Below are 22,113 nucleotides of genomic sequence, written 5' to 3' on the forward strand. Positions count from 1 at the left end.
CAGTCTCGATTATTATTGAGCGGAGCGCATTGCCACCGGTTGAGCTTTCACCGGCATGCCAGGCATGAAGACTTTCTGCAGGCCATTGACGATCACCTTGTCACCCGGTTTCAGACCGGATTGCACAATGCGCAGGCCATCAGCCAACTCGCCAGCCTGAATATCGCGACGCTCGGCTTTACCCTGCGCATCGACCACATAAACGTATTTACGATCCTGATCGGTCAGCACCGCTTTATCGTCGATCAACAGCGCGTTAAACGCGGCACTGCCGGGCAGACGCACGCGGGCAAACAGACCGGGCGTAAATTGACGTTCGTGATTATCCAGCGAGGCGCGCATGCGAATGGTGCCGGTGCTGGCAGTCAGCTGGTTATCGAGGAAATCGACGGTGCCGTGATGTGGATAACCTTGTTCACCGGTCAGCGCGATTTCCACCGGCAGCGAGCCGCGGTTTTGTCCCTTACGCGCCATCGCCTGATATTGCAGGTAGGTGGCTTCATCCACATCGAAATAGACATACATGCGATCCTGCGACACCAGCGTGGTGAGCACGCTGGCACTGTCACCGGCGGTCACCAGGTTGCCGGTGGTGATCATCGCGCGGCTGGCGCGGCCATCAATCGGGGCTGTCACGCGGGTAAAGTCGAGGTTCAACTGCGCCATGTCGACCGCTGCCTGCGCAGAAAGCACATTGGCCTGCGCCTGGCTGGCTGCAGAACGACGCTGTTCCCACTCTTCACGGGATACCACATTGGTGCCAATCAGTTTATCGGTACGCGCCGATTCACTGCGTGCCAGCGATGCCTGACTGCGCGCCGTGGCCAGTTCAGCCTGTGCTTGTTCTAACGTGGCGCGGTAGGTGCGGTCATCGATGGTGAACAACACCTGACCTTTTTTCACGTCGTCGCCTTCGCGATAGTTAACCTGATCGATATAGCCAGAAACGCGGGGACGCAGCTGCACGCTCTGCACCGCTTCAAAGCGACCATTGAAGCTATCCCATTGGCTAACGTTTTGCTCTACCACCTGCGCGACACTCACTTCGGGCGGGGGTGGCGGGGCGTTTTGCGCCACACCACGATCGCAACCGGCCAGCAGGCTTCCCAGCAACATCACTCCTGACAGGCTTACCGCCCGACGAACCCCATATGTTTGCAGATGCATTGTTGTTATTCCGCGTTGGTGTAATAAAAAAGGACATGTACGAAAAATCTGCAACTTTTAAGATTGCATTAAAACGCGATGAGTGTAGGCTTCTGCAAACCGCATCTGCAAGAATATCTGATACACTTTATGTGCTGTTTTGATCAATTCGTTTCAGAGGGGGAAAGCCCCTACGGCGAGTGCGGCATTTAATGCAATAATAAAACTTGCATTAAGTGTCATAGTCAGTCACCCTTAAAGTGTAATTGCAACTGATACTGATACTGTTCGTTAAGGCGACGGGAGAAAATGGGATGATGAGCGACGCATTTATTCACGATCTGATCGACTGGATTGATAACAACATTGAAGCACGTCTGGATCTGGACACCGTAGCAGGGCGCGCCGGTTACTCGAAATGGCACCTGCAGCGTATGTTCAAAGAGCACACCGGCTACCCGCTGGGTGAGTACATCCGTAATAAGAAACTGAAAAAATCGGCGGATCGTCTGACGACCACCAACGAACCGATCCTCAATGTGGCGATCTCACTGGGATTTGATTCGCAGCAGTCGTTCAATCGCAGCTTTAAACGCCAGTTCGGTGTTGCGCCAGGTGCATGGCGTCGACATGCCGTTCCTGCCGCCAGCGCGATGCAGTAACACCTCCGCCAGGGCCAGCCATGCTGGCCCGCGTTTTTCTCCGCGTTAAAACTGCTATTATCGGCGTCCTGCCCCTCAGGATGTCACTATGTCAAAGAAACTCTGGATTGGATTACTCCTCGCGCTGGCCGCTACATGGGCCGGACTGAAACCGCATTTAGGCGGTAAAACGGCTGCCCACAGCGCTGATATTGCACAACTCACCGAGGCCAATACCGTCGCTCGCTGGTTGCAGCAGCACCATAAACTGCCCGATTTATATCTCACCAAAGGTGAAGCGCGTCGTCAGGGCTGGAACCCGAGCAAAGGCGACTTGTGCAACGTATTGCCTGGCCGGGCGATTGGTGGCGATCGTTTTAGCAATCGTGAACAGCGCCTGCCGATGCAACAAGGGCGGCAGTGGTATGAAGCCGATGTGAATTACGACTGCGGTCACCGCGATGCCGATCGTCTGCTTTACTCTTCAGATGGGTTGATCTTTCTGACCACCGATCACTATCGCAGCTTCAAACAGGTGAACTAACCATGTTGACGCTCTCTTTTGATTTCCAGCAGTTAGCCGATCGCCAGGCGTTCTACCGTGAGTTTGTAGCACAAAGCGGCTGCAGCGGGGCGTTTGGCTGCAATCTGGATGCGCTGTGGGATTGGCTGACAGGCGGGATTCAACTGCCCGCAGAGCTGCATTTACATCATGTCGCACTGGCGAGTGAGGCGGAATTTGCCCCGGTGCTGGCGCTGATGGAAGAAGCGGCGCAGCAGCTTCGAGGCGAGCTGCGCCTGATTCAGGACTGATTACGCGTGCAACGGCAGCAGCAAAATAGCCAGCATCTGGCGTGCATTGGCGGGCAGGTCGCCGCCACCGGTATAACCGTTGTTCTCCACGATCACCGAATTTAATCCCACCAGCCAGTCATAGATGTAATACGCAGTATGATTGGCGGGTGCGGCTGACAAGCGGGTTAAGCGTTGTCCCGGCGAGAAACTGACGCTGGGCGCAGGCGGACGCGCAAAGATGGTTTGTCCGCGATTAACACGACTCTCCGGGCGCTCGCTCTCCGGGCGCTGCAGGAAGCCGAGCCAGGCGACAAAATCACCCAACACCGTCATCGCGCGCGAGACCTGACGATCGGTCCGCGCTTCATGTGCGCTGGCCTGAGCATCCGGTTCGTTAAGTGCGCTTTGCAGCTTATTTAATACCTTCAGACGGAAGCTGGCGGTAATCAGCTCTTCCACCAGCATTTCCATGGTGGGTTTATCGACGTTCAGCAGTGCCAGCAAACTGCGGCTTTCCGGCAACTGGCGCAGGTGCTCAAGCCACAGCGCAAACACCTGCTGCGGGAACTGCTGATCGCGCTGACCACTGTTACGCGGTTCAGCTGGCGCAACCGGCTCATCTTTGAACAGGTCAAATTCAAAGCCAATGCCAAAATAGCTCTGCTCCGCGGCTGCGGTCTTCGCACTGTGCTGCGCGACAGTGCCGCTGCTCTGGCTCAGCCACAGCTGGCGCACCGCTTCGCGCGAAGGCTGTAAACGCTCCAGCAGTTCGCCGTGCAGGCCGGTGCGATGCTGCAAGCACTTCAGCAAGGTGTCGGAAATCGCCTGCTTGCGTGCCGCCTGTTCTGGCGTGGCAGTGGATTCGGTCCACGGCTGCAAACGTTCGACCAGCTTCTGCTGCAAGGTGCTCAACTGCTGGGCCAGACGATCACGACGTGCTTCCGGCTGCATTTCATCCTGCAACCAGCTGCCCATGCGATCGACGCCAGCGCGATCCAGCGCCAGCATCGAGCCCCAGCTTTGTCCTGGCTGCCCAATCTGACGCTGCACGGCTTCATCAACATTGATCTGCTGCTGCTGATAGCGCGCATCGTGCGGCGTGATTGCCCAAATCAGGCGTGGCTTCTCGCCGCTGGCCGCTACGGTTTGATGGATGTGCCATTCGCGCAGTGCATTGACCGCAATGTCGGTATCCTGACGCTGGCTGGCGGCGGTACAGATCAGCATGAGATCGATGCCCTGACGCGCGGCATACAGTCCCGGCAACAGCGCACGTTTTTGCTCCAGCAGCGCTGCCCGCAGAGGATCACGTTTGCGCAGCTGGGCTAAATCTTCTTGCTGACCCACGTCGGCAGGCTGGCCGGGCGCTGGCAGCTCCAGCATATCGGCTTCGTCATACAGCGCCTGACGCGGTGTTGAATTCAGCGGAACGGTGATTTCCAGCGTTAGCAACGCCAGCAGGCCCAGCGGCACAGGCTGCGGTTTGCCGACACGATTGGCGACAATCGGGCAGACTTCAATCATTTCCTGCCAGTCAGCATCGTTGCTAATCAGTTTTTCCGCAGGCAGCGAGGCGTCATCGGTTAACAGGCTCAGCGGCGCAAGCAGGCGCGGCGCCTGACGCAGTTGATGGCGTAGGTGCATCAGATTACGCAGCTGTTCGTTAAGCGCCACCTGATTAGGCCACAGCAGCGAAAACAGCTGGATGCGGTCATCGACGTTTAACCACGGGGCTAGTTCCACCGCCTGCGGCCAGAAGTGGCGATCGAGCACCTCTGCGTGACGATGCTGGCGGCGGCTCCACGCCCATAACGTGATCAGCGCATCGCTGTCGAGGCCCGGCTGTGGCTCGTCCTGACGATGGCGCTGTAAACGCTGTAGCGCGGCATCGATCACAGCACTGTCTGGCTGCAATTCGGTTTTGGCACAGGCCAGCACCAGGCGAATCAACTCCACGTCATTGAGCAGCGTCATCTCCAGTGGCCAGGCGCTGGACTGCGTTTCACGCTGATGGCTGAAGCGGGTGGCAATGGCAAAATCGAGATTGCCGGGATTGATATTCTGGAAATGGTTCACGATTCTATCGCCCAGACGCGCCATGAGCTGGCCCTGCGCATCACCCACCATTTCACTCAACAGCCAGGCTTTGCCCGCTTGTGACTGGCCAAACATCGCCAGCGTCACCGGACGTGCCAGTTGACGCGCCAGCGCATGACTTTCCACGCGCGCGCGGCGCAGTTGCAGCCGCAGGGTGTCGGCTTCCAGTGCCAGACGCGGTGCCTGCGCCTGATGGGTTTCAATCCAGTTCAGTGCGCCGTCCAGCGTCTCCTGCATCAGGCTCAGACGTTTGGCGGGCGTAACAGAGGTGGCTCTTTTGGCAGTTCTCATCGTTTGCAGACGCTCCCGCTGTCAATCCAATACTGCGCGTTGGCATTGCCGGTCGCAGACAGCGTATTCAGTTTCAGACTCAGTTGCTCCAGTGGCACGCGGGTGCCGTCATCCATACGGGCATCGCTCAGCACCAGACGCTCCGGACCAAAGTTGTCCGGCCCCGGCTGCACCGCCAGCTTAATACGCAGGATGCTTTCGCCGGCGACTTTACGCGCCAGATTCGGATCGGTGATGCTCAGACTGTACAGCGGTGAAGCTGGCCAGCGGTCATTATCCAGCTGACGGAAACCGAGGCAGACATTGCCGCGAATCCGGAAGCTGCTTTTACGATCCAGCGCGAAATCCCCTTTATCGAGATCGATCTCGCTATAGCACAGGTTGTCATCGCTCAGTGTGGCCGTTTCATCCAGCACGCCGAGATAGCGAATGGTGGAGTAAGGCTCGAAATCACCGGCGCGGAACCAGAAGCTGCTGAGACGCAGATCGAGCGCCAGCAGACACAGCATCGCGCCCACGGCGGCCGTGGATTTCGGGTTATCAATGCGACCCTGTTTGTTAAACGGATACCAGTCGCTGGTGTGATAGCCTTCCAGCGACAGAATACGACTGCCCGGCAGCGGCTGCAGATGGCGTACCAATGCCTGAATGCCAGGGAAGCGCGAAGGACGGCCCGTCAGCAACAACACATCACACTGATAGAGTGACACCACTTCGCACATGGCGCGCAGGGCCGGGATGATGGCCATCCGATGCTGCAGGAATTCACCGTGCAGCTGCGCCATGCTGACCACCAAAGGCACATCAAGCAGATCGAAGCGGTTGTCGCCGCCCAGCGTGCGCTGAATCTCGCCGTTGACAAACGCCAGCACGCTGCTGGCCGGTTTTTGTGGCACCAGCTCACCGAACAGCGCATTGATTTCGCTGTGGCTGTCGAGCGGATCCCAGTTTTCATAACGTTCCAGCACCGCCTGCGCCAGCGGGATAAACAGCTGCAAGGTGACTTGCTGACGCAGCGTGGCTTGCCCATCCATGCGGCTGTCGTGACCGAACAGTTTGTTCATCAGCGGTTCGGCCAGCGTCAGACCAGCCTTCTGCAGGCTCTGTTGCAGCGCAGGCAGAATCCACAGCTGAATCACATCCAGCAGAATATCGTCGCCCGCCACTTTGAAGCCTTCACGGAACAGCAGGCGCGGGGTGATTTTAACGTTGTTGCCCTGGCCATCGTCCAGGCGATATTGGGTGATGGCCAGATCGGTGGTGCCGCCGCCGATATCAATAGAAGCGATGCGCAGGCTCTTGCCCGGCACTTCGTCAGCTTCGCGCGGACGATCCGGGCGCGCCATGCTGCTGAAGAAATCTTCCGCACGCCCGGCAAAGTTCACCTGAGTTTCATTAAACAGCCACACCATCTGGCCGCAGGTGGCTTCATCCCACTCCATCTGTACATCCGGCACCGGCCGCAGGCTTTTTGCCTGGCTCTGGGTGCTGAAATCGTCTTCGGCGGGATGCCAGCCCTCAGCTTTCCACACCAGCGCGATGGCTTCCTGCATGCGACGACGGAAAATCTCGCGCTCCGGCTTCGGCATGGCGGAAGGTAACGTCAGGATCACGTGGCGCAGCTGACGCGGTGCCTGGCTTTGCGGCATGCGCTGACGCTGTGCCACGCTGTTCATCTGCATCATCGCCTGAGCCAGCAGCTCACACAGCATAAAGGTCATTAGCGAACTGCGGCTGTAGCTGGCCGAAAACACCGGCAGGCGATCGTCTTCTGCCAGCGCATGCAGCGGCTGGCCTTCATCATTCAGCAGTAAAGTGAAGGGCAGCGCGGTCGCCTGCGGTTCATCACTGCTGCCGTTGGCATTGAAGCGCCAGCCTGGCTGATAACGCGCTTCATCCCACAGATAGCGGCGCGGACTGGAGAGCCCGGTGCTGCCTTCGGTGCCCGCGCGCAGCAGCGCCAGGCGGCTGGCTTCACGACCGACGCGCGTCAGCGAAGGCCACATAAAGGCGTTTTCGCGGCCGCTCTCCAGTGAGAAGTTAGCTTTACCAAAACGGGTTTCTGCGAATTCGAGACGGCTGTCAAACAGCTCGTTATACACCTGATGCGGTTCGGAGAGGTCGCGCAGTTGCAGTTCGTAAGTCTGGCGCAGACCGTTGCTCTCTTCAGCGTGGTCTTCTACCAGAATGCCGCAGGTGTGCGAGTTGCCAACGTCGAGGATGATATCGACATTCACCGCCGGGGTTTGCAGCGAGGTGGCCTGAATGTAGATTTCAGCCAGATCCAACTGCTCGCCCAACAGCTCCAGCAGGTTGAGATAATGCGCCTGGTATTCAAATTCGCGCAGCGCCTGATTCAGCTCCTGCTCACGGCGTGACTCCAGCGCATTAACCTGCTGAGCGAAGGTTTCGCGCAGCCAGCCATCCACCCAGGTGTGGTCAAGAAACTCACCCAGTTCATAATTGTGCCACGCGAGAGCAAAGCTCACGCCGTTTTGCGCATCGGCTTTGCTCAGACCGTGCTGCTCGCCGCCGTCCTGTTCCGGCACGATGCGGGTATCAAACGCCAGCGTAATGCGATGGGTATTACCTGCGGCATCCGGCTGATCCAGCGGTGCCAGATGCAGACGTGCCCAGTTATCCGGCCCGCCGATAAAACGGCGACCGCTTGTGCAGCGCAACACCGGCAGTGGCAGCCACTGATGTGCCAGCAGCGTCAACGAATCTGCCAGCGCAATATCCGACTCGGGACGCACCACTTCCGCTGCGCCACCGTCTTCGGGATAGAGCAAGAATTTGCCGCTGTTGCCGTCAACGTTCAGCCGCAACAGCGGGCCGTTAGCGGTTTGACGAACGAACTGGCGGCGCGCCTGCAAGGCAGGCAGGCGTAAGCCAAAATCGAGAAACTGCACACCGCTATCTTCAATCAGCGTGATTTTTTGTTTGTCATCGATGAGGGGAGCCAACATGTTTACTTACTCTCACGCTTAATCGTCAACGGGAAGACCTGATCTGCGCCGTACTGCGCAGTGCAACTGGCAATGCCATCACCGGCTTTACACACTAGTTCCGGCATGCGGTAGCGCGATTTGTCGCTGCAGGTCGCAGTATAGCGGCTGCGTACCACCATGGTGCCATCCACCGTCATCGCGGCAGTGACATCGGCTTTACAGCGAATGTTATCGCCCTGGGTAATGGTGGCGATGCCTTTGCCGTTGCGCAGCTGATAACGGAGGCTCGGCGGCTTACCGGTTGGCAGATTAGTCTGACGCAATACCACGCGCCAGGTGCCGTTGATGAACTTCACGGAACCAATACGCGCATCTTCGGTGGTCATCACCAGATCATCGGCTTTGGCCGGTTCGGTATGTTCAGCAATCACCTCTGGCGGCGCAGGTGGTGCGGCAGGCACAGGCGCAGCGGTGACCGTGGCGGTTTTCTGCGGCAGCGTCGCGGCCAGTTTTTCAGCTTTCGCAACCACAGCCGGTGGCGTGAAAACGGGAGCCGGTGCATCGGCAACCTGGGCTGCCGGTGTGGCTTCAGGCGCTGAACTGTGCAGCCAGAACGCCACGCCAGCCGCAGCTACGGCGGCGACCGGCAGCAGCAATGCCAATGGACGCAATGCGGAAGGGCGGCGAACAGGCGGTTGCTCGACTTGAGGTTCAGGTTCAGGCGCGGGTTGTGGCGCTTCGGGTTCAGGCTGGACGATCTCGACGGGCTCTTCCACCACGGGTGCAGCCGCAGCGGCAGGCACTTCAATCAATGGCGCGATAATCGGTGCTACGACAACCGCAGCCGGTGGTTCTGGCAGCAACGGCGGTAAATCTTCTTCCAGGCTGTCGCGCAGGCAGGCCAGCGCGTCATCGCGTGAGCGCGCCTGTGGATCGACAAAGCCCCAGAAGGTGATGACAGGTTTGCCATCAACCAGATAAACATATTGCTGATCCGGGAACTGCAGCGTCTTGCTCAGTAAGGCGCCAAAAAGGCGCATCGCCGGGTTCTCAGCGTCGCGCGCGCGTAAACTTGCAGCCAGTAAATCCTGCTGATTGAGCGTCAGTAATTCCAGCGCTTTTTGCCGTTCGTGGTCGCTGGCGCCGCGCCAGGATTTCACTTTGCCGTTAAAGGGCGCATACCAGTCGAGGCGGTCACCACGCTCGTTGGCCTGGGGAATGGCGAGGCAGTTTGCCAGCGCCGTCTGACGGCGCAAACGCAGTGTTTCACGGATTTGCAGGGCGGAGGCCCAGACCGGCTGGCCGTTTTCACCCAGTGCCAGTACCGAATCCAGATTGCCGCTGCGCAGAAAAGTTTTTGCCACTCGTAGGGCCCTTATCGGTGGTTGCCTGAAGCTAAACAGTGTGTGTATTTGGCGATGCTGGTGATCTTAAGCCAAATGCAGGGGAATCAAACGGCTGATAAAGGGGGAAAAACAGGGTGTTTTTCCCGCGTGCAAGGGTAGGTTGCTGAAATTTTAAGCGCGTGAGCGGCGGCTAAGCACCAGATGGGTGATCATGCCGCCGATCAATCCCCAGAAGGCAGAACCAATGCCGAGCAGGGATATGCCACTGGCGGTGATCAGAAAAGCGATGATGGCGCTGTCACGGTGTTCGGGTTCAACGAGTGCGCGTTGCAGGCTGCCGGAAAGGGTGGCCAGCAGCGCCAGCCCGGCCAGCGTGGCGATCAGTATCTGCGGCAAAGCACTTAACAGAATGGCAATCAGCGCGCCGGTAAAGCCGGTTAGCAGGTAGAAAATGCCGGCAATCGCAGAGGCCATCCAGCGTCGTTTCGGATCGGCATCCACGTCATCTCCCATGCAAATGGCAGCGGTAATGGCCGCTATGCACACCGAAAAGCCGCCGAAAGGAGACAATATCAGCGCAATAAAACCGGTCCAGCCGGTGAGGGCGGAGACAGGAGGCTGGTAACCATGCGCCTGTAAGGTCGCAATGCCAGGCGCATTTTGTGATGCCATGGTGACCAGGAAATAGGGCAATCCCACGCCAATCAACGATGCCAGCGTGAACTGCGGCATGATAAATTCCGGCACGCTCAGCGTCAGGGCATGCGGCGGGAAATGAATCGCCTGCTGACCCACCGCCACCAGCACGCCAGCGATCAGGGCCAGAATGATGGCATAACGTGGCAGCCAGCGTCGGCTTAACAACCACACCAGACACATACTGCCGCACAGCGCGAAGTTGCCCTGCAAACCGGTGAAGGTGCCGATTCCGAAGCGCAGTAAAATCCCCGCCAGCATCGCCGCTGCCAGAGATTGCGGAATGTGGTTCATCAACCGGGCAAACAGTCCGGTCACGCCACTCAATACGATCAGCGCATTGGTCGCCACAAAAACGCCGACCACTTCATTTAAGGTCAGACCCTGCACGCTGGTGGCCAACAGTGCCGCGCCCGGCGTCGACCAGGCGGCCAGAATGGGCATGCGCGTCCACACCGAAAGGCCGAAAGAGGCGAGCCCCATGCCGATGCCGAGCATCGACAGCCAGCCGCCGATCTGTTCTGGCGAGGCGCCTGCGGCCTGAGCGGCCTGGAAAATCAATGCGGCAGTGCTGCTGTATCCCACCAGCACTGCGATAAAGCCGGAAACCAGCATAGGGAAAGAGAAAGCGCTGCGCGAAGTGGCGGTGATCATCGGAATGCATCCTGCTGTGCGTTATAACGCACACTATTGCACGAGTGTGTTATAACGCACAAGTGCTACACTGCGCGCGAATTTGCCTGGAGATATCATGGAAAATCTGCATCAACATTTGAGTCAGGCGTTAAAACAATTGCGCCAGGCGAACGGCTGGAGCCTGACACTGGCAGCGGATCGCACCGGCGTCAGTAAAGCGATGTTGGGCCAAATCGAACGCGGTGAATCGAGCCCGACGGTGGCGACATTGTGGAAAATCGCCACCGGTTTCAATGTGCCTTTTTCGTTCTTTGTTCAGGGTAGCGATCAACCGCCGGGTATCGCCGCAACCTTTAGCCAACCCAATGCGCAAATGCAGGTGAAGCCGCTGCTGCCTTATGACGCCGCACTGCGCTTTGATCTGCTGGAGGTCACTCTGGCCGGGGGCGCACAAAGCGACTCTTCTGCACACGAAAATGGGGTGATTGAGCAAGTGGTGGTGCTGGAAGGTGAACTGCTGCTGTGCGTGGAAGGAACCTGGCGTCGCCTGCTAAACGGCGAAGCACATCAATTTGCGGCGGACGTCGCGCACAGTTACCGCAATCCTCTCAGCACGCCTCTGCGTTTTCACAGTCTGATTCATTACATCAAGCGACCGTGAGCGCCAATTACAAATTGATACGAAGGTAAACTACACAGTTTGCCTTCGTATTTATATACTCGCGCTTCATCAGTAAGGAGAAGGTGCCATGAGTGACCTGAATAGCGCGGCTGCGACCTTACGCAGCGTGAATGGCAAACTGGCGCGGCGGCTACGCGAATCGGCCCCACCGGGCGATCTTACCTGGCCTCAGGTTTCCGTGTTGGGTTATCTGGTGCGGGATGGCGCGATGACAGTGACGGAACTGGCCGGGTTGGAAGGCGTGCGCAGCCAGTCAATGGGCGCCACCGTTGCCAGCTTACAGGCGCAGGGGTTAGTTAAAGGTGAAGCCGATCCGCTGGACGGTCGTAAAACCCGTTATCTGCCGACCGAAAGTTGCCTGACGCTGATCGCCGCCAATCGTGCACAGCGTGATGACTGGCTGCTACAGAGCATAGCAACCACACTTAATCGTGATGAACAGAAAACGTTACTGGCCGCTATTCCCTTACTGCAACGTATTGCCGACCAATAATCCTGAGAGGAATTCCCATGGCTTTAACAACCTTAGACGCAAAAACCGCCCTGATTGTGATTGATCTGCAGCACGGCATTGTCCGTCTCCCTGTTGCGCCCCTGTCAGCTAATGTTGTGATTGAGCGTTGTGCACAGCTGGTTGAGGCGTTTCATGGCAAAAACCTGCCGGTAGTGAAAGTGAATGTGGCGGGTGGTGCACCAGGTCGTAACGAGCAGGCGCGCCACAGTGGCGAACTGCCAGCCGACTGGGCCGTACTGGTGCCAGAAATGGCGTTGAAGGCCGGTGAAATTGCCGTGACCAAAAAAACCTGGGGTGGTTTCCACAACACGGATTTGCATGAGCAGCTGCAGCAGCGTGGCATTACTCAGGTGGTTGTCTGTGGTATCGCCACCAGCATTGGCGTGGAATCTACTGCACGTCAGGCCTATGAGTTAGGTTACAACGTCACGCTGGCGACGGATGCAATGACCTGCCTGAATGCTGATACTCACCAAAACAGCGTCGAGCGCATCTTCCCGCGTCTGGGCGAAACCGGCTCAACCGCTGATGTGCTGGCACTGCTGAAATAATCTTCACTGCCACGCGCGCGCACTAGTCGTGCTCGCAGTGGCAAAATGGCATCGAAAAAAAAGCCCTGCAATCCGAATAAGGTTGCAGGGCTTTTTATGAGGCGCGATGTCAGTTACTGAAACGCATAGCTTACCGTCAGACCTACGCTGTAGTTCCGTCCTGGCGCCGGTTCGTAATAACGACCGTTGCTTTCATTGACGATCACCGATCCCACATAGGTACGGTCGAACAGGTTATCCACGCGACCAAACAGATCCAGCGTCCAGTTCTGCACCAGCCACTTATAGCCAGAATTCAGGCCGAAAACGGTATAGGACGGTGCTTTGACATCATTTTCATCGTCAGCGGCAATGTCGCTCATGTAGCGCACATCTCCGCCCGCATACCAGCCCTGATCCGGTGCATAGGTTAATCCGGCATAGGCCATATTGCGTGCAATACCCGGAATACGGTTGCCGTCACAGCTGTCAGTACCGCAGGTGTTGGAGCGATAGCGCGCATCCAGCAGGGTCCACGCGGCTTTCAGACGCCAGTTATAGCCAAACTCTTGATCCAGCCCCAGTTCCAGCCCGCGACGACGCGTTTCACCGGCATTTTTATAGCTGGTGCGGCCTTCATAGCTGCTGTCAGAGACGATCTCGTTTTTAGTATCGGTCTGGAACACGGCGGCGGTAATTAAACCGTTACCGATACGCTTTTTGGTGCCCAGTTCAACCGTATCGCTGGTCGCCGGCTTGAGATTGAGGTTAAGGCCAGCTTGATCGGCTGAACGGTATGAGAGTTCATTCAGCGTTGGCGTTTCAAAGCCGCGGCCGGCTGACACATAAGCGTTCCAGCTATTATCAATCGCATACTTCAACGATGCGGCAGGCAGCCAGCGGTGATAACGGCGATTGCCGCTGTCGTCCGGGTCGCTTGAGGTGACGTAAAAATCGTTGGAGTCGAAATTCACCGTGCTTAAACGCACACCGGCATCCAGTGACCACTTATCCGTGAACTGCCACGCCGTTTGCAGGTAAGGATCGAGGTTCCACATCAGGTTGCGCTCATTGCGACGCATATCGCCCTGTACGCCGTAGTCCGTCGCGCCGTTGCTGGTGGTGAAGTTCTGATAGCCTTTACGCTTTTCGGTCATGGTTTCATAGTCGAGACCGGCGGTCAGCGTCACGGGAAGGGTGAACATGGTATCGCGATGCGTCCAGCGGGTATCAATTCCCTGATAGTGACGCGCCAGCGAGATCACACCGCCGGGATAGCCCGCTTTCTGCTGAGTAGCCATCGGAATCGATTGATACTGCGTGGTTTCACGCTCACCGGCGTACATCATCACGCTAAGATCGTCGTTTTCACTCATCTGGCGCTGATAATGCAGGCCAGCCTGGGTTTGGTCGACGGTTTTACGCGCGTTATACAGCGTCACGTTGCTGGCGACCTGACGCGGGTTCTCTTTCCACTGCGCTTCGGTTAAACCACCGGGATCCTGTGCATCCACGTGAACACTGTTAAACAGCAGCGTCAGGGTGCTGACATCGTCAATACGCACGCCGAGTTTGGCGTTCCCGAGATTTTTCTGTGCCGAGCTGTGGTCGCGGTAGCCATGCGTGGTAAAGCGCGAGGCCGAAACGGTGTAATTCACATCGCCCGCCTGGGTGCCATCACCGGTGGCGCCGCTGGCTTTGACGCTGTTGCGCCAACTGCCGTAACTGCCGTACCAGGTGCTGGCTTCCAGCGTGGTAGGCTGCTGGCCGGTTTGGGTTTCAACGTTAATCACGCCGCCTGAAGAGTTACCGTACAGCGCGGAAAACGGGCCGCGCAGCACTTCAACGTGGTCAATCGAACCAATGTCGATATTTGAGGTTTGTCCCTGGCCATCCGGCATCGTGGCGGGAATACCGTCAACATACATGCGGATACCGCGCAGGCCGAAAGTTGATCGCGAACCAAATCCACGCACGGAAATTTGCAAATCCTGCGCATAGTTCTGACGATTCTGAATCTGCATGCCTGGCACGCTGGCGAGGTTTTCCGAGAGGTTAACGCGTGGTGCTGCATGACGCATATCGTCACCGGACACCACACTCACCGCCGCAGGGGTATCCAGCTCAGACAAACCGGAGCCTGCAGGCGCGGCACTGACCACCATGGTATTGCTGGCATTATCCGCTGCCATCAGCTGCAGGGGGAATAACGCAGGCAGCATCAGCAACGGTGCCTGTCGCAGTAAAGCAATTTTCATTATGAAAGACCGTATAAAAGACGTGGAATGAACCAAGCGGAACATTAATCGCGCATAGAATAATTCTTTTTTGGCGATACAGGGTATTACATTTTCAGCGAATTTATTCAATAAATGCGGCCATTGGGCCTGTTTTTAATGGGGATAAGACAACGTATTTGATGGCATCGACAGAGAGAGGGGACGAATCTGGGGCATCTTTGGGCTGAAAATATGCAGGGTGAATGTAAGCAGTTAAACCGCGGGGTGTGCATTGTATACATTGATTAGGCATCCTTGCTCATCACAACGCGGGTTCCACTCAAATGTTTGTTTATGAAATGTCATCCGGGGTGCGCTGGACAACTATTTCCAGTGCGTTTCGGTAAATATCCTGCTTAATAATGTCACTTTCGCACTCAAGCCTTAATATCAGTGCAAGAATGATATCCTTATTGGTAATGCGGTGTTTTTTAGCCAGCAGTTCCAGGCGGATTTCAGAAATAATCACGCGTTCGCTTAAATATTGCTCGCCAGTCGTCTGGAAATAGTCGAGTAGTCGAGACTCAGCGGTAGTCGATTCTTGCATAAAAGCCTCATTTAAAGTATGGGTAGACGTTATGTGTATCCGTTAGCGTTATTGCAGGATCCAGCAAGATTGGGTTATCTTTTAAAACCACAATATTGAAAGGAGAAGCGATCTTTCTAGCCATCACGACTCGGTATCCACAACAAGGCTTGCTCAGACAATCAAAGTTATACAAATATTAAAAAGTTGTACAATAAACGAATGATCAATTCGTGTGGTCTGACATGTATATTATTTATATCTTTTCATTCATTCAAAATAAATGAAATAAAACTCACAGTTATGAATACCTGGAGTGCTGATCGTAAGTTTTTCCTGTGAAGTCGTTCAAAAATAGTGTATGAATCTAAGATTAATAAAACAAAGCAAAAATTAGTCAAATTCCGTACAATTTTATTCAAAGTCACCCATGCGTTTTCATCTGACTGAGAGTAAATTGCAGTAAGGCTAATAAATATATTTAATATGCATCTTAAGTTTGGTTATTCCGCTTCGCTTTCTTAATCACTGGAACCCACTATTGATATATGCAGTTTCTTACAATGTAGAGGTGCGCTTGGACGCATATGAAATTGATGTTGATGTTTTTGCACGCCTGATAAAAAAGCACGCAGCTGAGCACCAGTCAGGCGTTAGCCTGAAGCACGCAAAAGAAGGTGTCGATAAGATCATACAAGACATGAAAGATTCATTAGGTAAAGATAAGGATTATCAGGTGGTTAAGTGGACGGAGCTTCTCAATAAACTCGAAAGTTTCCAAAGCAGTACCGCAGATCCGCTTTGGAGAACCGTTATTAATCATGCCCGGTTCCGTATAAAAAGCAGGCGTAGTACTTTGATTCATGGAAGAGGGCGATTTAATCCCAAAGCGTAGCGGGTTTATTGCCCTATGCGTTTGCCAGCATTCTGGCTCTCTGGTCGGGGGCCGTATCAGGTGACAGGTTGAATATCAAAGCGAGCATCGCATTTTAAATAGAGAGGGTAGTGGCATAACAGTGGATTACCCTCAACGCCGATGAGAGTCAGTGTGACTTCAATGTCTGGGTGTTTAGGTGAAATCATTCAGTTTGCTAATAACCTGGCATCTACGCGGCAATATAACCGAAGCGTAAAATCGCATTGTTATGTTCCCTGTGAAAACACCGGAAACCAGCGTGCAGAAAATGTCTATTTTCTGGGCAAATGAAAAACAGTCATCCAGCGGTTGGCTTATTCGTGCTGTCCTTAACAGGAGAGTAATTTCTTGAATATATTTGCATAGTGTTGTTTTGCAGATGCCTCTTCGCAGACGTCAAGTTGCTTCAATAACTCAAAGCAAAGCGTTTTTCTGCTCAACGTTTTACCTGAGCTTAAAATTTCGGCCACGAGTTTTCCCAGCGCTTCCTCTTCAGAAATTTCTGAACGATTTTCTGCTTCATCCTCGGTAAAAGGCTTTTGTGGATCTGCTGCATCATTGGTGCACATATTAATTTCCCTAAGGCTAATCGCAAAAGTTAAAAACATCGGGCTGCGCATGTCTTGCCATTTACGGCTCGCTTAAGCCTGTTCGACAACAATCCATCAGGGTGAATAACCCGGCTTAATTAGGAAATGCATATTTCCTAATAGGGCAAATGAATTAATCCAAAACCTTCATGACCATACTAATGGTTTTTTTTCCGTTAGTCACATCTTGTACTTTACCCACCACGCGCATGCCAAATGCCACGCACAATAGTAGACCTGCTGCTGTTTCAGCATCAACATGAGATGAAATAGAGCCATCTTTTTGGCCATCCGCGACAAGCGAAATCAGAAAATTTTGGTTGCGCATCACGGCCTGCCGAACAAGCTCGGACAACTCTTCATCGAGCGTCTGAAGTTCAACGGTGCTTCCGACCACCAGGCATCCTCTGCGGCCTTCAATCTCAACAGCGGAATCCAGATAGAACTGGAGCAACTCTTCGATGCGCGCTCTGCCATTCGGAAAATGCTGCAGGCGTTGACGCAAGTCCGCATTGCGTATGGCAATGTAGCGTTCAAAAACGCGCAGAAACAGCGTACGTTTATCGATAAAAGCCTTGTATATGCTTCCCGCTGTCAGGCCCATGGCTTCGCCAAGGTCAGCGATGGATGATGCGTGATATCCTTTTTTCCGGAAGACAATCATTGCCTTATCCAGGACTTCATCCATAACAAAGACTCTTGGCCTGCCACGCTCGCGTGTCACTTTTGTGGTTTGAATATCTGATGCCATAAGTAATGATTTATAGTGTGAATATTTCCAATTGATTATAAGTGAACGCCTAAAAATAATCGAATGGCGTTTGTGAGCGTCCTGGAGACGTGAAACATATTTTTCCCCGCACCTCTCGCCTGGCTGTCAGCAGGAATTTCTGTCAGTCTGGCGGTTTTGTCTGCAAGCACATAAGGGAGTGAAGATGAGTCAGCAACCGGTTGTCACGGTATTAGGTTTAGGCGCAATGGGGCATGCATTTGCCGCCAACTTACTGAAAAAAGGATTCGTGGTGCGTGGCTGGAACCGCACACGTGCGAAGGGTGAAGATCTGCTGGATGCCGGTTTGCAACTGGCTGACAGCGCAGCGCAGGCCGTTGAAGGCGCAGACGTGGTGATCGCCATGCTCTCTGACGGCGACACTACGCGCCAGACATTGGCTGACGCGAGCGATGTATTAAAGCAGGGCGCGACCGTCTGCCAGATGGGCACCATTGGCGTGGAGGCGACTGATGCACTGATTGCCGAATTACAGCACTCACGTCCGGATGTGCTCTTTATTGATGCCCCGGTATCCGGCACCAAAGCGCCTGCCGAAAACGCTCAAATCCTGGTGATGGCCAGCGGCGATCAAAGCAAAGCGCAGGCAGCAGAGCAGGTGTTTGCTGCGATTGGTAAAGGCACACAGTGGCTGGGTGAAGCGGGCGCCAGTTCGCGCATGAAGCTGGTGGTAAACAGCTGGCTGATTGGCTTGATGCAAAGTCTGGCGGAGAGTACACGCCTGGCGGAGCAGTTTGGATTCAGTACCGACGATCTGTGGAAAGTGCTGGAGGGCGGACCGCTGGCGGCACCTTATGCCAAAATGAAGCTCGGCATGATGGCCAGTGGCGATTACACCCCGCAGATGCATCTGATTTGGGCGCTCAAAGACGCCAGGCTGGCGCTGGATGCAGCTGGAGACACCAAACTGCCCGCACTGGAGAATATCGTCGATGTCTGGCAGAAGGCGGTGGATGCCGGTTACGGCGAGCAAGACCTGGCGGCGGTCTATCAGTACCTGAAACGTTAAATGAGTTCACGGCTCAACTTCGATTTTACCCATCGCCCGCTGGTGCCATATGCCCACGATTATGCGCATGGCGAGGCGGAGTCGTGGCATCACCACGATTGCGCGCAGTTGATCCATACCTTAAGCGGCGTGGTGAAAGTCGAGACCCGGCAGGGAAGCTGGATTGTGCCGCCAAGTCGTGGCGTCTGGTTACCGGCGGGTACCGGGCACGCGCTGCATATTGTGGGATCGGTGGCGGCACGCACACTGTTTGTCGATCCGCTGGCGCGAGCCGATCTGCCTGCCAGCTGTCAGGTAGTGCAGATTTCCCCGCTGCTGCGGGAGCTGATCGTCAGTGCGCTGGCATTGCCGGATCAATACGCCTCTGGCAGTCGTGCGGAACGCATCTACGAATTGATCCTCGATGAAATCCGTGTGATGGATGTACTGCCGTTTGGCCTGCCGTGGCCGGAGAGTGAACGGCTGCGCGCACTGTGCCAGCAAATCCACCAGCAGCCGGGAGAAAGCTGGACACTCGCGAGAGCGGCCAGCGAACTCTGTGTCGCCGAACGCACGCTGGCGCGTCATTTCAACCGCGAAACCGGCTTGCAGTTCAGCGACTGGGTGCGCCGCGCGCGCCTCAGCGTGGCGTTGGCGCGGCTGGCACAGGGTGAAACGGTGTTAACAGTGGCGCTCGAACTGGGCTATGACAGCCCGAGCGCCTTCAGTGCAATGTTTCGCCGTGTGCTCGGTGTTACGCCGGCGAATTACTTTCCTGCGGCAGAAAAGCGTGGGCAGCGTTGAGCAATGCCTGTAACGAGGCACGTGCTACATCATTATCGATGCCCACGCCCCACGCACGTTCGCCGCGCGCATTGATGCAGCTGATATAAGTGACGGAGCGGCTGTCACTGCGTTTACCCAGCGTGTGCTCGTGGTAATCCTCAATGCTAATGGCCAGATCATAGCGCTGTCGCAGTGCCGCGACTGCCGCCGACAGCAATCCATTCCCTTTGCCCTCCAGCGTCAACGGTTTCTCACCATCCTGCACTCGCGCTTTAAAACGCGTTTCACCTTTCTCATCGCTGTGGCTTTCCGCTTCAAGTAAGCGACGTGCAGGTTGCGTTAAACCGTAATGCTGGCAGAACAGCTGCCACAACGCGTGATGTGTCATCTCCTGACCGTGACCATCCGTTTGCTGCTGCACAATGCGGCTGAAATCCTGCTGCAATCCGCGCGGCAACTGCAGGCCATGGTTCTGTTCCAGCAGCCAGGCGGCACCGCCTTTACCCGACTGACTGTTGACGCGAATCACCGCTTCATAGCTGCAACCGATGTCGATAGGGTCGAGCGGCAGATACGGCATTTGCCAGACGGCTTCCTGACGTTCATTACGTTCGGCAAAGCCTTTGCGGATCGCATCCTGATGCGAACCTGAAAACGCGGTAAACACCAGTTCTCCGGCATACGGATGGCGCGGATGAACCGGCAACTGGTTACAGCGGGTTACCACTTCCAGCACCTGCTGGATATCGCTGAAATCGAGTTCCGGGGCCACGCCCTGGGTATACAAATTCAGCGCCAGCGTCACGATATCGACATTGCCGGTGCGCTCCCCATTACCAAACAAGCAGCCTTCAACGCGATCGGCTCCGGCCAGTATCGCCAACTCGGCGCAGGCCACGCCAGTACCGCGATCGTTATGCGGATGTACGCAAATCGCCACCTGGGCACGCTGGCTAAAGTGGCGGCAGAAATACTCGATTTGGTCTGCATAGACGTTCGGGGTATTCACTTCCACCGTGGCGGGCAAGTTGATGATCATCGGGCGCTCTGGACCCGGTTGCCAGATCGCCGCCACCGCTTCACAGATCTCCAGCGCAAATTCTGGTTCAGTAAAGCAGAACGTTTCTGGCGAATACTGGAAGGTCCAGGCGGTATCGCTTTGTGCTTCACACTGTGCGCGGATTTGCCGTGCCCCGGCGCAGGCCAGCTCAATGATCTCCGCTTTGCTCTGGCGGAATACGCGCTCGCGGAACAACGGTGCAGTGGCGTTGTACATGTGAATAATCGCCTGCGGTGCACCACGCAACGCTTCAAAGGTGCGCTCAATCAGATCGCTGCGCGCCTGCGTCAGCACCTGAATCGCCACACCCTGCGGAATATGATGCTGCTCAATCAGCAGGCGTACAAAGTCGAAATCGGTTTGCGAGGCGGCAGGAAACGCCACTTCAATCTCTTTGAAACCGCAGCGCAGTAACAGCTGCCAGAATTCCAGCTTGCGTGCGCTGTCCATGGGCGTAGCCAGCGCCTGGTTACCGTCACGCAGATCGGTGGATAGCCACCGTGGAGCCTGGGTGAGCTGGCGCGAAGGCCACTGACGATCGGGTAAATCAATCACCGGGTAGGGACGGTATTTTTCTGCAGGGTGCTTCAGCATGAGGTTCTCCTTATGGGTCTGTACTCAGTCTGGACCACATCGCCGCGTGCTGCTCACGCATAACTGACAACTCGCGTTGCATAACTGACATATCGTTGTGAAGTTGCCGCAACAGCCGGGCCCCCAATTGTGTGAACCCTCTCTATCCCGACCGTTCAGAATCCACGCGACGAAGTGTGGAGGGTGATGAGAATCGACCACCAAAAGCGTTGTACTGCTTATGCGCAGGATGATATTCCTCAGACGAAATCGGCATCTGGGCTTTTAGCACAGCAGGGTAGTCTGGGGTTTTACGCCAGAAGAGAAAACAGAATGAAAAGAACAGCTTTAGCCCTGTTTGTGATGCTTGCCAGCGGAACCGCCGCGGCGGAAACCGTCACGCTACGTATTGCCGACCAGAAGGGCAATATGCACGCCGAGATGGAAGCGGCGCAGCAACTTAATCATCTCAATTACAAAATCGAATGGGCGGAGTTCCCGGCAGCGGCACCGCTGGCGGAAGCGCTGAATGCGGGCGCCGTCGATGCGGGTATCATCGGTGATGCGCCGCTGCTATTTTCGCTGGCGGCCGGTTCGCAGGTGAAAGCGGTGGCGGTGAGTAAATCCGTACCCGCAGGCTTAGCGGTATTGGTGAGCCCGGATTCAGCGATCAAAACCGTGGCCGAGCTGAAAGGCAAAAATATTGCCACCGGGCGCGGCTCCATCGGTCATTTTGAAGCGCTGAAAGCACTGGAAAAGGCCAGTTTAACCGATAAAGACGTCAACTTCCGTTTCCTGACGCCCGCCGATGCACGCATCGCATTAGCCAACGGATCGGTAGATGCCTGGTCAACCTGGGATCCTTATACCGCGCTGGCGGAAGTCACCCATACAGGCCGCGTATTAATCAACGGCGTGGGTCTTTCTAGCGGTAACAGTTTCCTGGCGGCGACCGATGCGGCCCTCAACGACGAGGCCAAACGCGCGGCGCTGCAGGATTACGTCAACCGTCTTGCGGCAGCGGATCGCTGGGCCAATAGCCACGTTGATGAATACTCCACCACGCTGGCGAAAATCATCGGTTTTCCCAAAGAAGCGGCGGCAAAGTCCTTTGCACGACGCCAGTCGCACTGGCAAGCCATTGATGACGCCACCATCGCACAACAGCAGGACACCGCCGATTTTTATCAAAAATATGGGTTGATCAAGCAGCATCTCGACGTTAAACCCACTTTCTATCATGGCTTAAAGGTTGCACAGAACTAACGCTTTGTGCCCCT

General features: G+C 55.6%; 20 protein-coding genes. 10 read left to right on the forward strand and 10 right to left on the reverse strand.

Translation table 11 applies throughout. The features are described 5' to 3' along the window. Nucleotides 1-12: 12 nt before the first annotated feature. Nucleotides 13-1,167 (reverse strand): efflux RND transporter periplasmic adaptor subunit, encoded by a 1,155-nt coding sequence (locus ACXI0A_RS10850; protein ID WP_224928677.1) that lies wholly within the window; start codon nt 1,165-1,167, stop codon nt 13-15. A 293-nt stretch (nt 1,168-1,460) separates the two neighbouring features. On the opposite strand from ACXI0A_RS10850, the gene ACXI0A_RS10855 reads away from it, so the two are divergent. From ACXI0A_RS10855 to ACXI0A_RS10865, 3 genes are all read left to right on the forward strand, one after another. After that, nucleotides 1,461-1,808: a helix-turn-helix domain-containing protein gene (locus tag ACXI0A_RS10855; protein WP_100700021.1), complete on the forward strand. Its 348-nt coding sequence runs from the start codon at nt 1,461-1,463 to the stop codon at nt 1,806-1,808. 88 nt (nt 1,809-1,896) lie between these two features. Continuing rightward, complete coding sequence (locus ACXI0A_RS10860; RefSeq protein ID WP_476148919.1) at nt 1,897-2,331, forward strand: ribonuclease domain-containing protein; 435 nt, start codon at nt 1,897-1,899, stop codon at nt 2,329-2,331. 2 nt (nt 2,332-2,333) lie between these two features. Further along, nucleotides 2,334-2,600: a barstar family protein gene (locus ACXI0A_RS10865; protein ID WP_224928671.1), complete on the forward strand. Its 267-nt coding sequence runs from the start codon at nt 2,334-2,336 to the stop codon at nt 2,598-2,600. Here the strand turns inward: ACXI0A_RS10865 and ACXI0A_RS10870 are convergent, their stop codons facing one another. From ACXI0A_RS10870 to ACXI0A_RS10885, 4 genes are all read right to left on the reverse strand, one after another. Further along, complete coding sequence (locus ACXI0A_RS10870) at nt 2,601-4,970, reverse strand: virulence factor SrfC family protein (RefSeq protein WP_476148917.1); 2,370 nt, start codon at nt 4,968-4,970, stop codon at nt 2,601-2,603. Next, nucleotides 4,967-7,939, reverse strand: coding sequence for a virulence factor SrfB (locus ACXI0A_RS10875; protein ID WP_476148915.1), 2,973 nt, complete (start codon nt 7,937-7,939; stop codon nt 4,967-4,969). Before ACXI0A_RS10875 ends, ACXI0A_RS10870 begins: the two co-directional genes overlap by 4 nt. A gap of 2 nt (nt 7,940-7,941) precedes the next feature. Continuing rightward, nucleotides 7,942-9,285 (reverse strand): SrfA family protein, encoded by a 1,344-nt coding sequence (locus ACXI0A_RS10880; protein ID WP_476148913.1) that lies wholly within the window; start codon nt 9,283-9,285, stop codon nt 7,942-7,944. 153 nt (nt 9,286-9,438) lie between these two features. Beyond that, nucleotides 9,439-10,617 (reverse strand): benzoate/H(+) symporter BenE family transporter, encoded by a 1,179-nt coding sequence (locus ACXI0A_RS10885; RefSeq protein ID WP_476148912.1) that lies wholly within the window; start codon nt 10,615-10,617, stop codon nt 9,439-9,441. A 97-nt stretch (nt 10,618-10,714) separates the two neighbouring features. Here ACXI0A_RS10885 and ACXI0A_RS10890 point away from each other — a divergent pair, with 97 nt between their 5' ends. From ACXI0A_RS10890 to ACXI0A_RS10900, 3 genes are all read left to right on the forward strand, one after another. Next, nucleotides 10,715-11,260, forward strand: a complete 546-nt coding sequence (locus ACXI0A_RS10890; RefSeq protein WP_224928656.1) for a helix-turn-helix domain-containing protein — start codon at nt 10,715-10,717, stop codon at nt 11,258-11,260. An 88-nt stretch (nt 11,261-11,348) separates the two neighbouring features. Then, entirely contained in the window at nt 11,349-11,774 is a 426-nt protein-coding gene (locus ACXI0A_RS10895; RefSeq protein ID WP_224928654.1) for a MarR family winged helix-turn-helix transcriptional regulator, read from the forward strand. A gap of 17 nt (nt 11,775-11,791) precedes the next feature. Further along, nucleotides 11,792-12,346: an isochorismatase family protein gene (locus ACXI0A_RS10900; RefSeq protein ID WP_476148909.1), complete on the forward strand. Its 555-nt coding sequence runs from the start codon at nt 11,792-11,794 to the stop codon at nt 12,344-12,346. A gap of 113 nt (nt 12,347-12,459) precedes the next feature. On the opposite strand, the gene pqqU is transcribed toward ACXI0A_RS10900, so the two are convergent. Both pqqU and ACXI0A_RS10910 read right to left on the reverse strand, forming a co-directional pair. Beyond that, nucleotides 12,460-14,583, reverse strand: a complete 2,124-nt coding sequence (gene pqqU, locus ACXI0A_RS10905; RefSeq protein WP_476148907.1) for a TonB-dependent receptor PqqU — start codon at nt 14,581-14,583, stop codon at nt 12,460-12,462. A 313-nt stretch (nt 14,584-14,896) separates the two neighbouring features. Continuing rightward, complete coding sequence (locus ACXI0A_RS10910; protein WP_224928645.1) at nt 14,897-15,151, reverse strand: biofilm development regulator YmgB/AriR family protein; 255 nt, start codon at nt 15,149-15,151, stop codon at nt 14,897-14,899. A gap of 556 nt (nt 15,152-15,707) precedes the next feature. On the opposite strand from ACXI0A_RS10910, the gene ACXI0A_RS10915 reads away from it, so the two are divergent. Beyond that, nucleotides 15,708-16,025, forward strand: coding sequence for a hypothetical protein (locus ACXI0A_RS10915; RefSeq protein ID WP_476148905.1), 318 nt, complete (start codon nt 15,708-15,710; stop codon nt 16,023-16,025). A gap of 350 nt (nt 16,026-16,375) precedes the next feature. Here ACXI0A_RS10915 and ACXI0A_RS10920 read toward each other — a convergent pair whose 3' ends face one another. Further along, nucleotides 16,376-16,615, reverse strand: a complete 240-nt coding sequence (locus ACXI0A_RS10920; protein WP_224928640.1) for a biofilm development regulator YmgB/AriR family protein — start codon at nt 16,613-16,615, stop codon at nt 16,376-16,378. Between the two features lie 154 nt (nt 16,616-16,769). Continuing rightward, on the reverse strand, nt 16,770-17,387 hold the full coding sequence (locus ACXI0A_RS10925) for a TetR/AcrR family transcriptional regulator (RefSeq protein WP_320442520.1): 618 nt from the start codon (nt 17,385-17,387) through the stop codon (nt 16,770-16,772). 184 nt (nt 17,388-17,571) lie between these two features. Between ACXI0A_RS10925 and ACXI0A_RS10930 the strand changes: the two genes are divergently transcribed. Both ACXI0A_RS10930 and ACXI0A_RS10935 read left to right on the forward strand, forming a co-directional pair. Then, nucleotides 17,572-18,435, forward strand: coding sequence for an NAD(P)-binding domain-containing protein (locus ACXI0A_RS10930; RefSeq protein WP_476148902.1), 864 nt, complete (start codon nt 17,572-17,574; stop codon nt 18,433-18,435). Continuing rightward, nucleotides 18,436-19,218 (forward strand): helix-turn-helix domain-containing protein, encoded by a 783-nt coding sequence (locus tag ACXI0A_RS10935; protein ID WP_476148900.1) that lies wholly within the window; start codon nt 18,436-18,438, stop codon nt 19,216-19,218. Here ACXI0A_RS10935 and leuA read toward each other — a convergent pair. After that, the gene (leuA, locus tag ACXI0A_RS10940; RefSeq protein ID WP_476148898.1) at nt 19,169-20,854 is read right to left on the reverse strand and encodes a 2-isopropylmalate synthase; all 1,686 of its coding nucleotides are present in this window, start codon (nt 20,852-20,854) and stop codon (nt 19,169-19,171) included. The genes ACXI0A_RS10935 and leuA overlap by 50 nt on opposite strands. Before the next feature lie 312 nt (nt 20,855-21,166). Between leuA and ACXI0A_RS10945 the strand changes: the two genes are divergently transcribed. Beyond that, nucleotides 21,167-22,099 (forward strand): aliphatic sulfonate ABC transporter substrate-binding protein, encoded by a 933-nt coding sequence (locus tag ACXI0A_RS10945; protein WP_476148896.1) that lies wholly within the window; start codon nt 21,167-21,169, stop codon nt 22,097-22,099. The last annotated feature ends 14 nt before the right edge of the window (nt 22,100-22,113 follow it).

The sequence above is a fragment of the Pantoea sp. C1E2 genome, assembly GCF_056491465.1.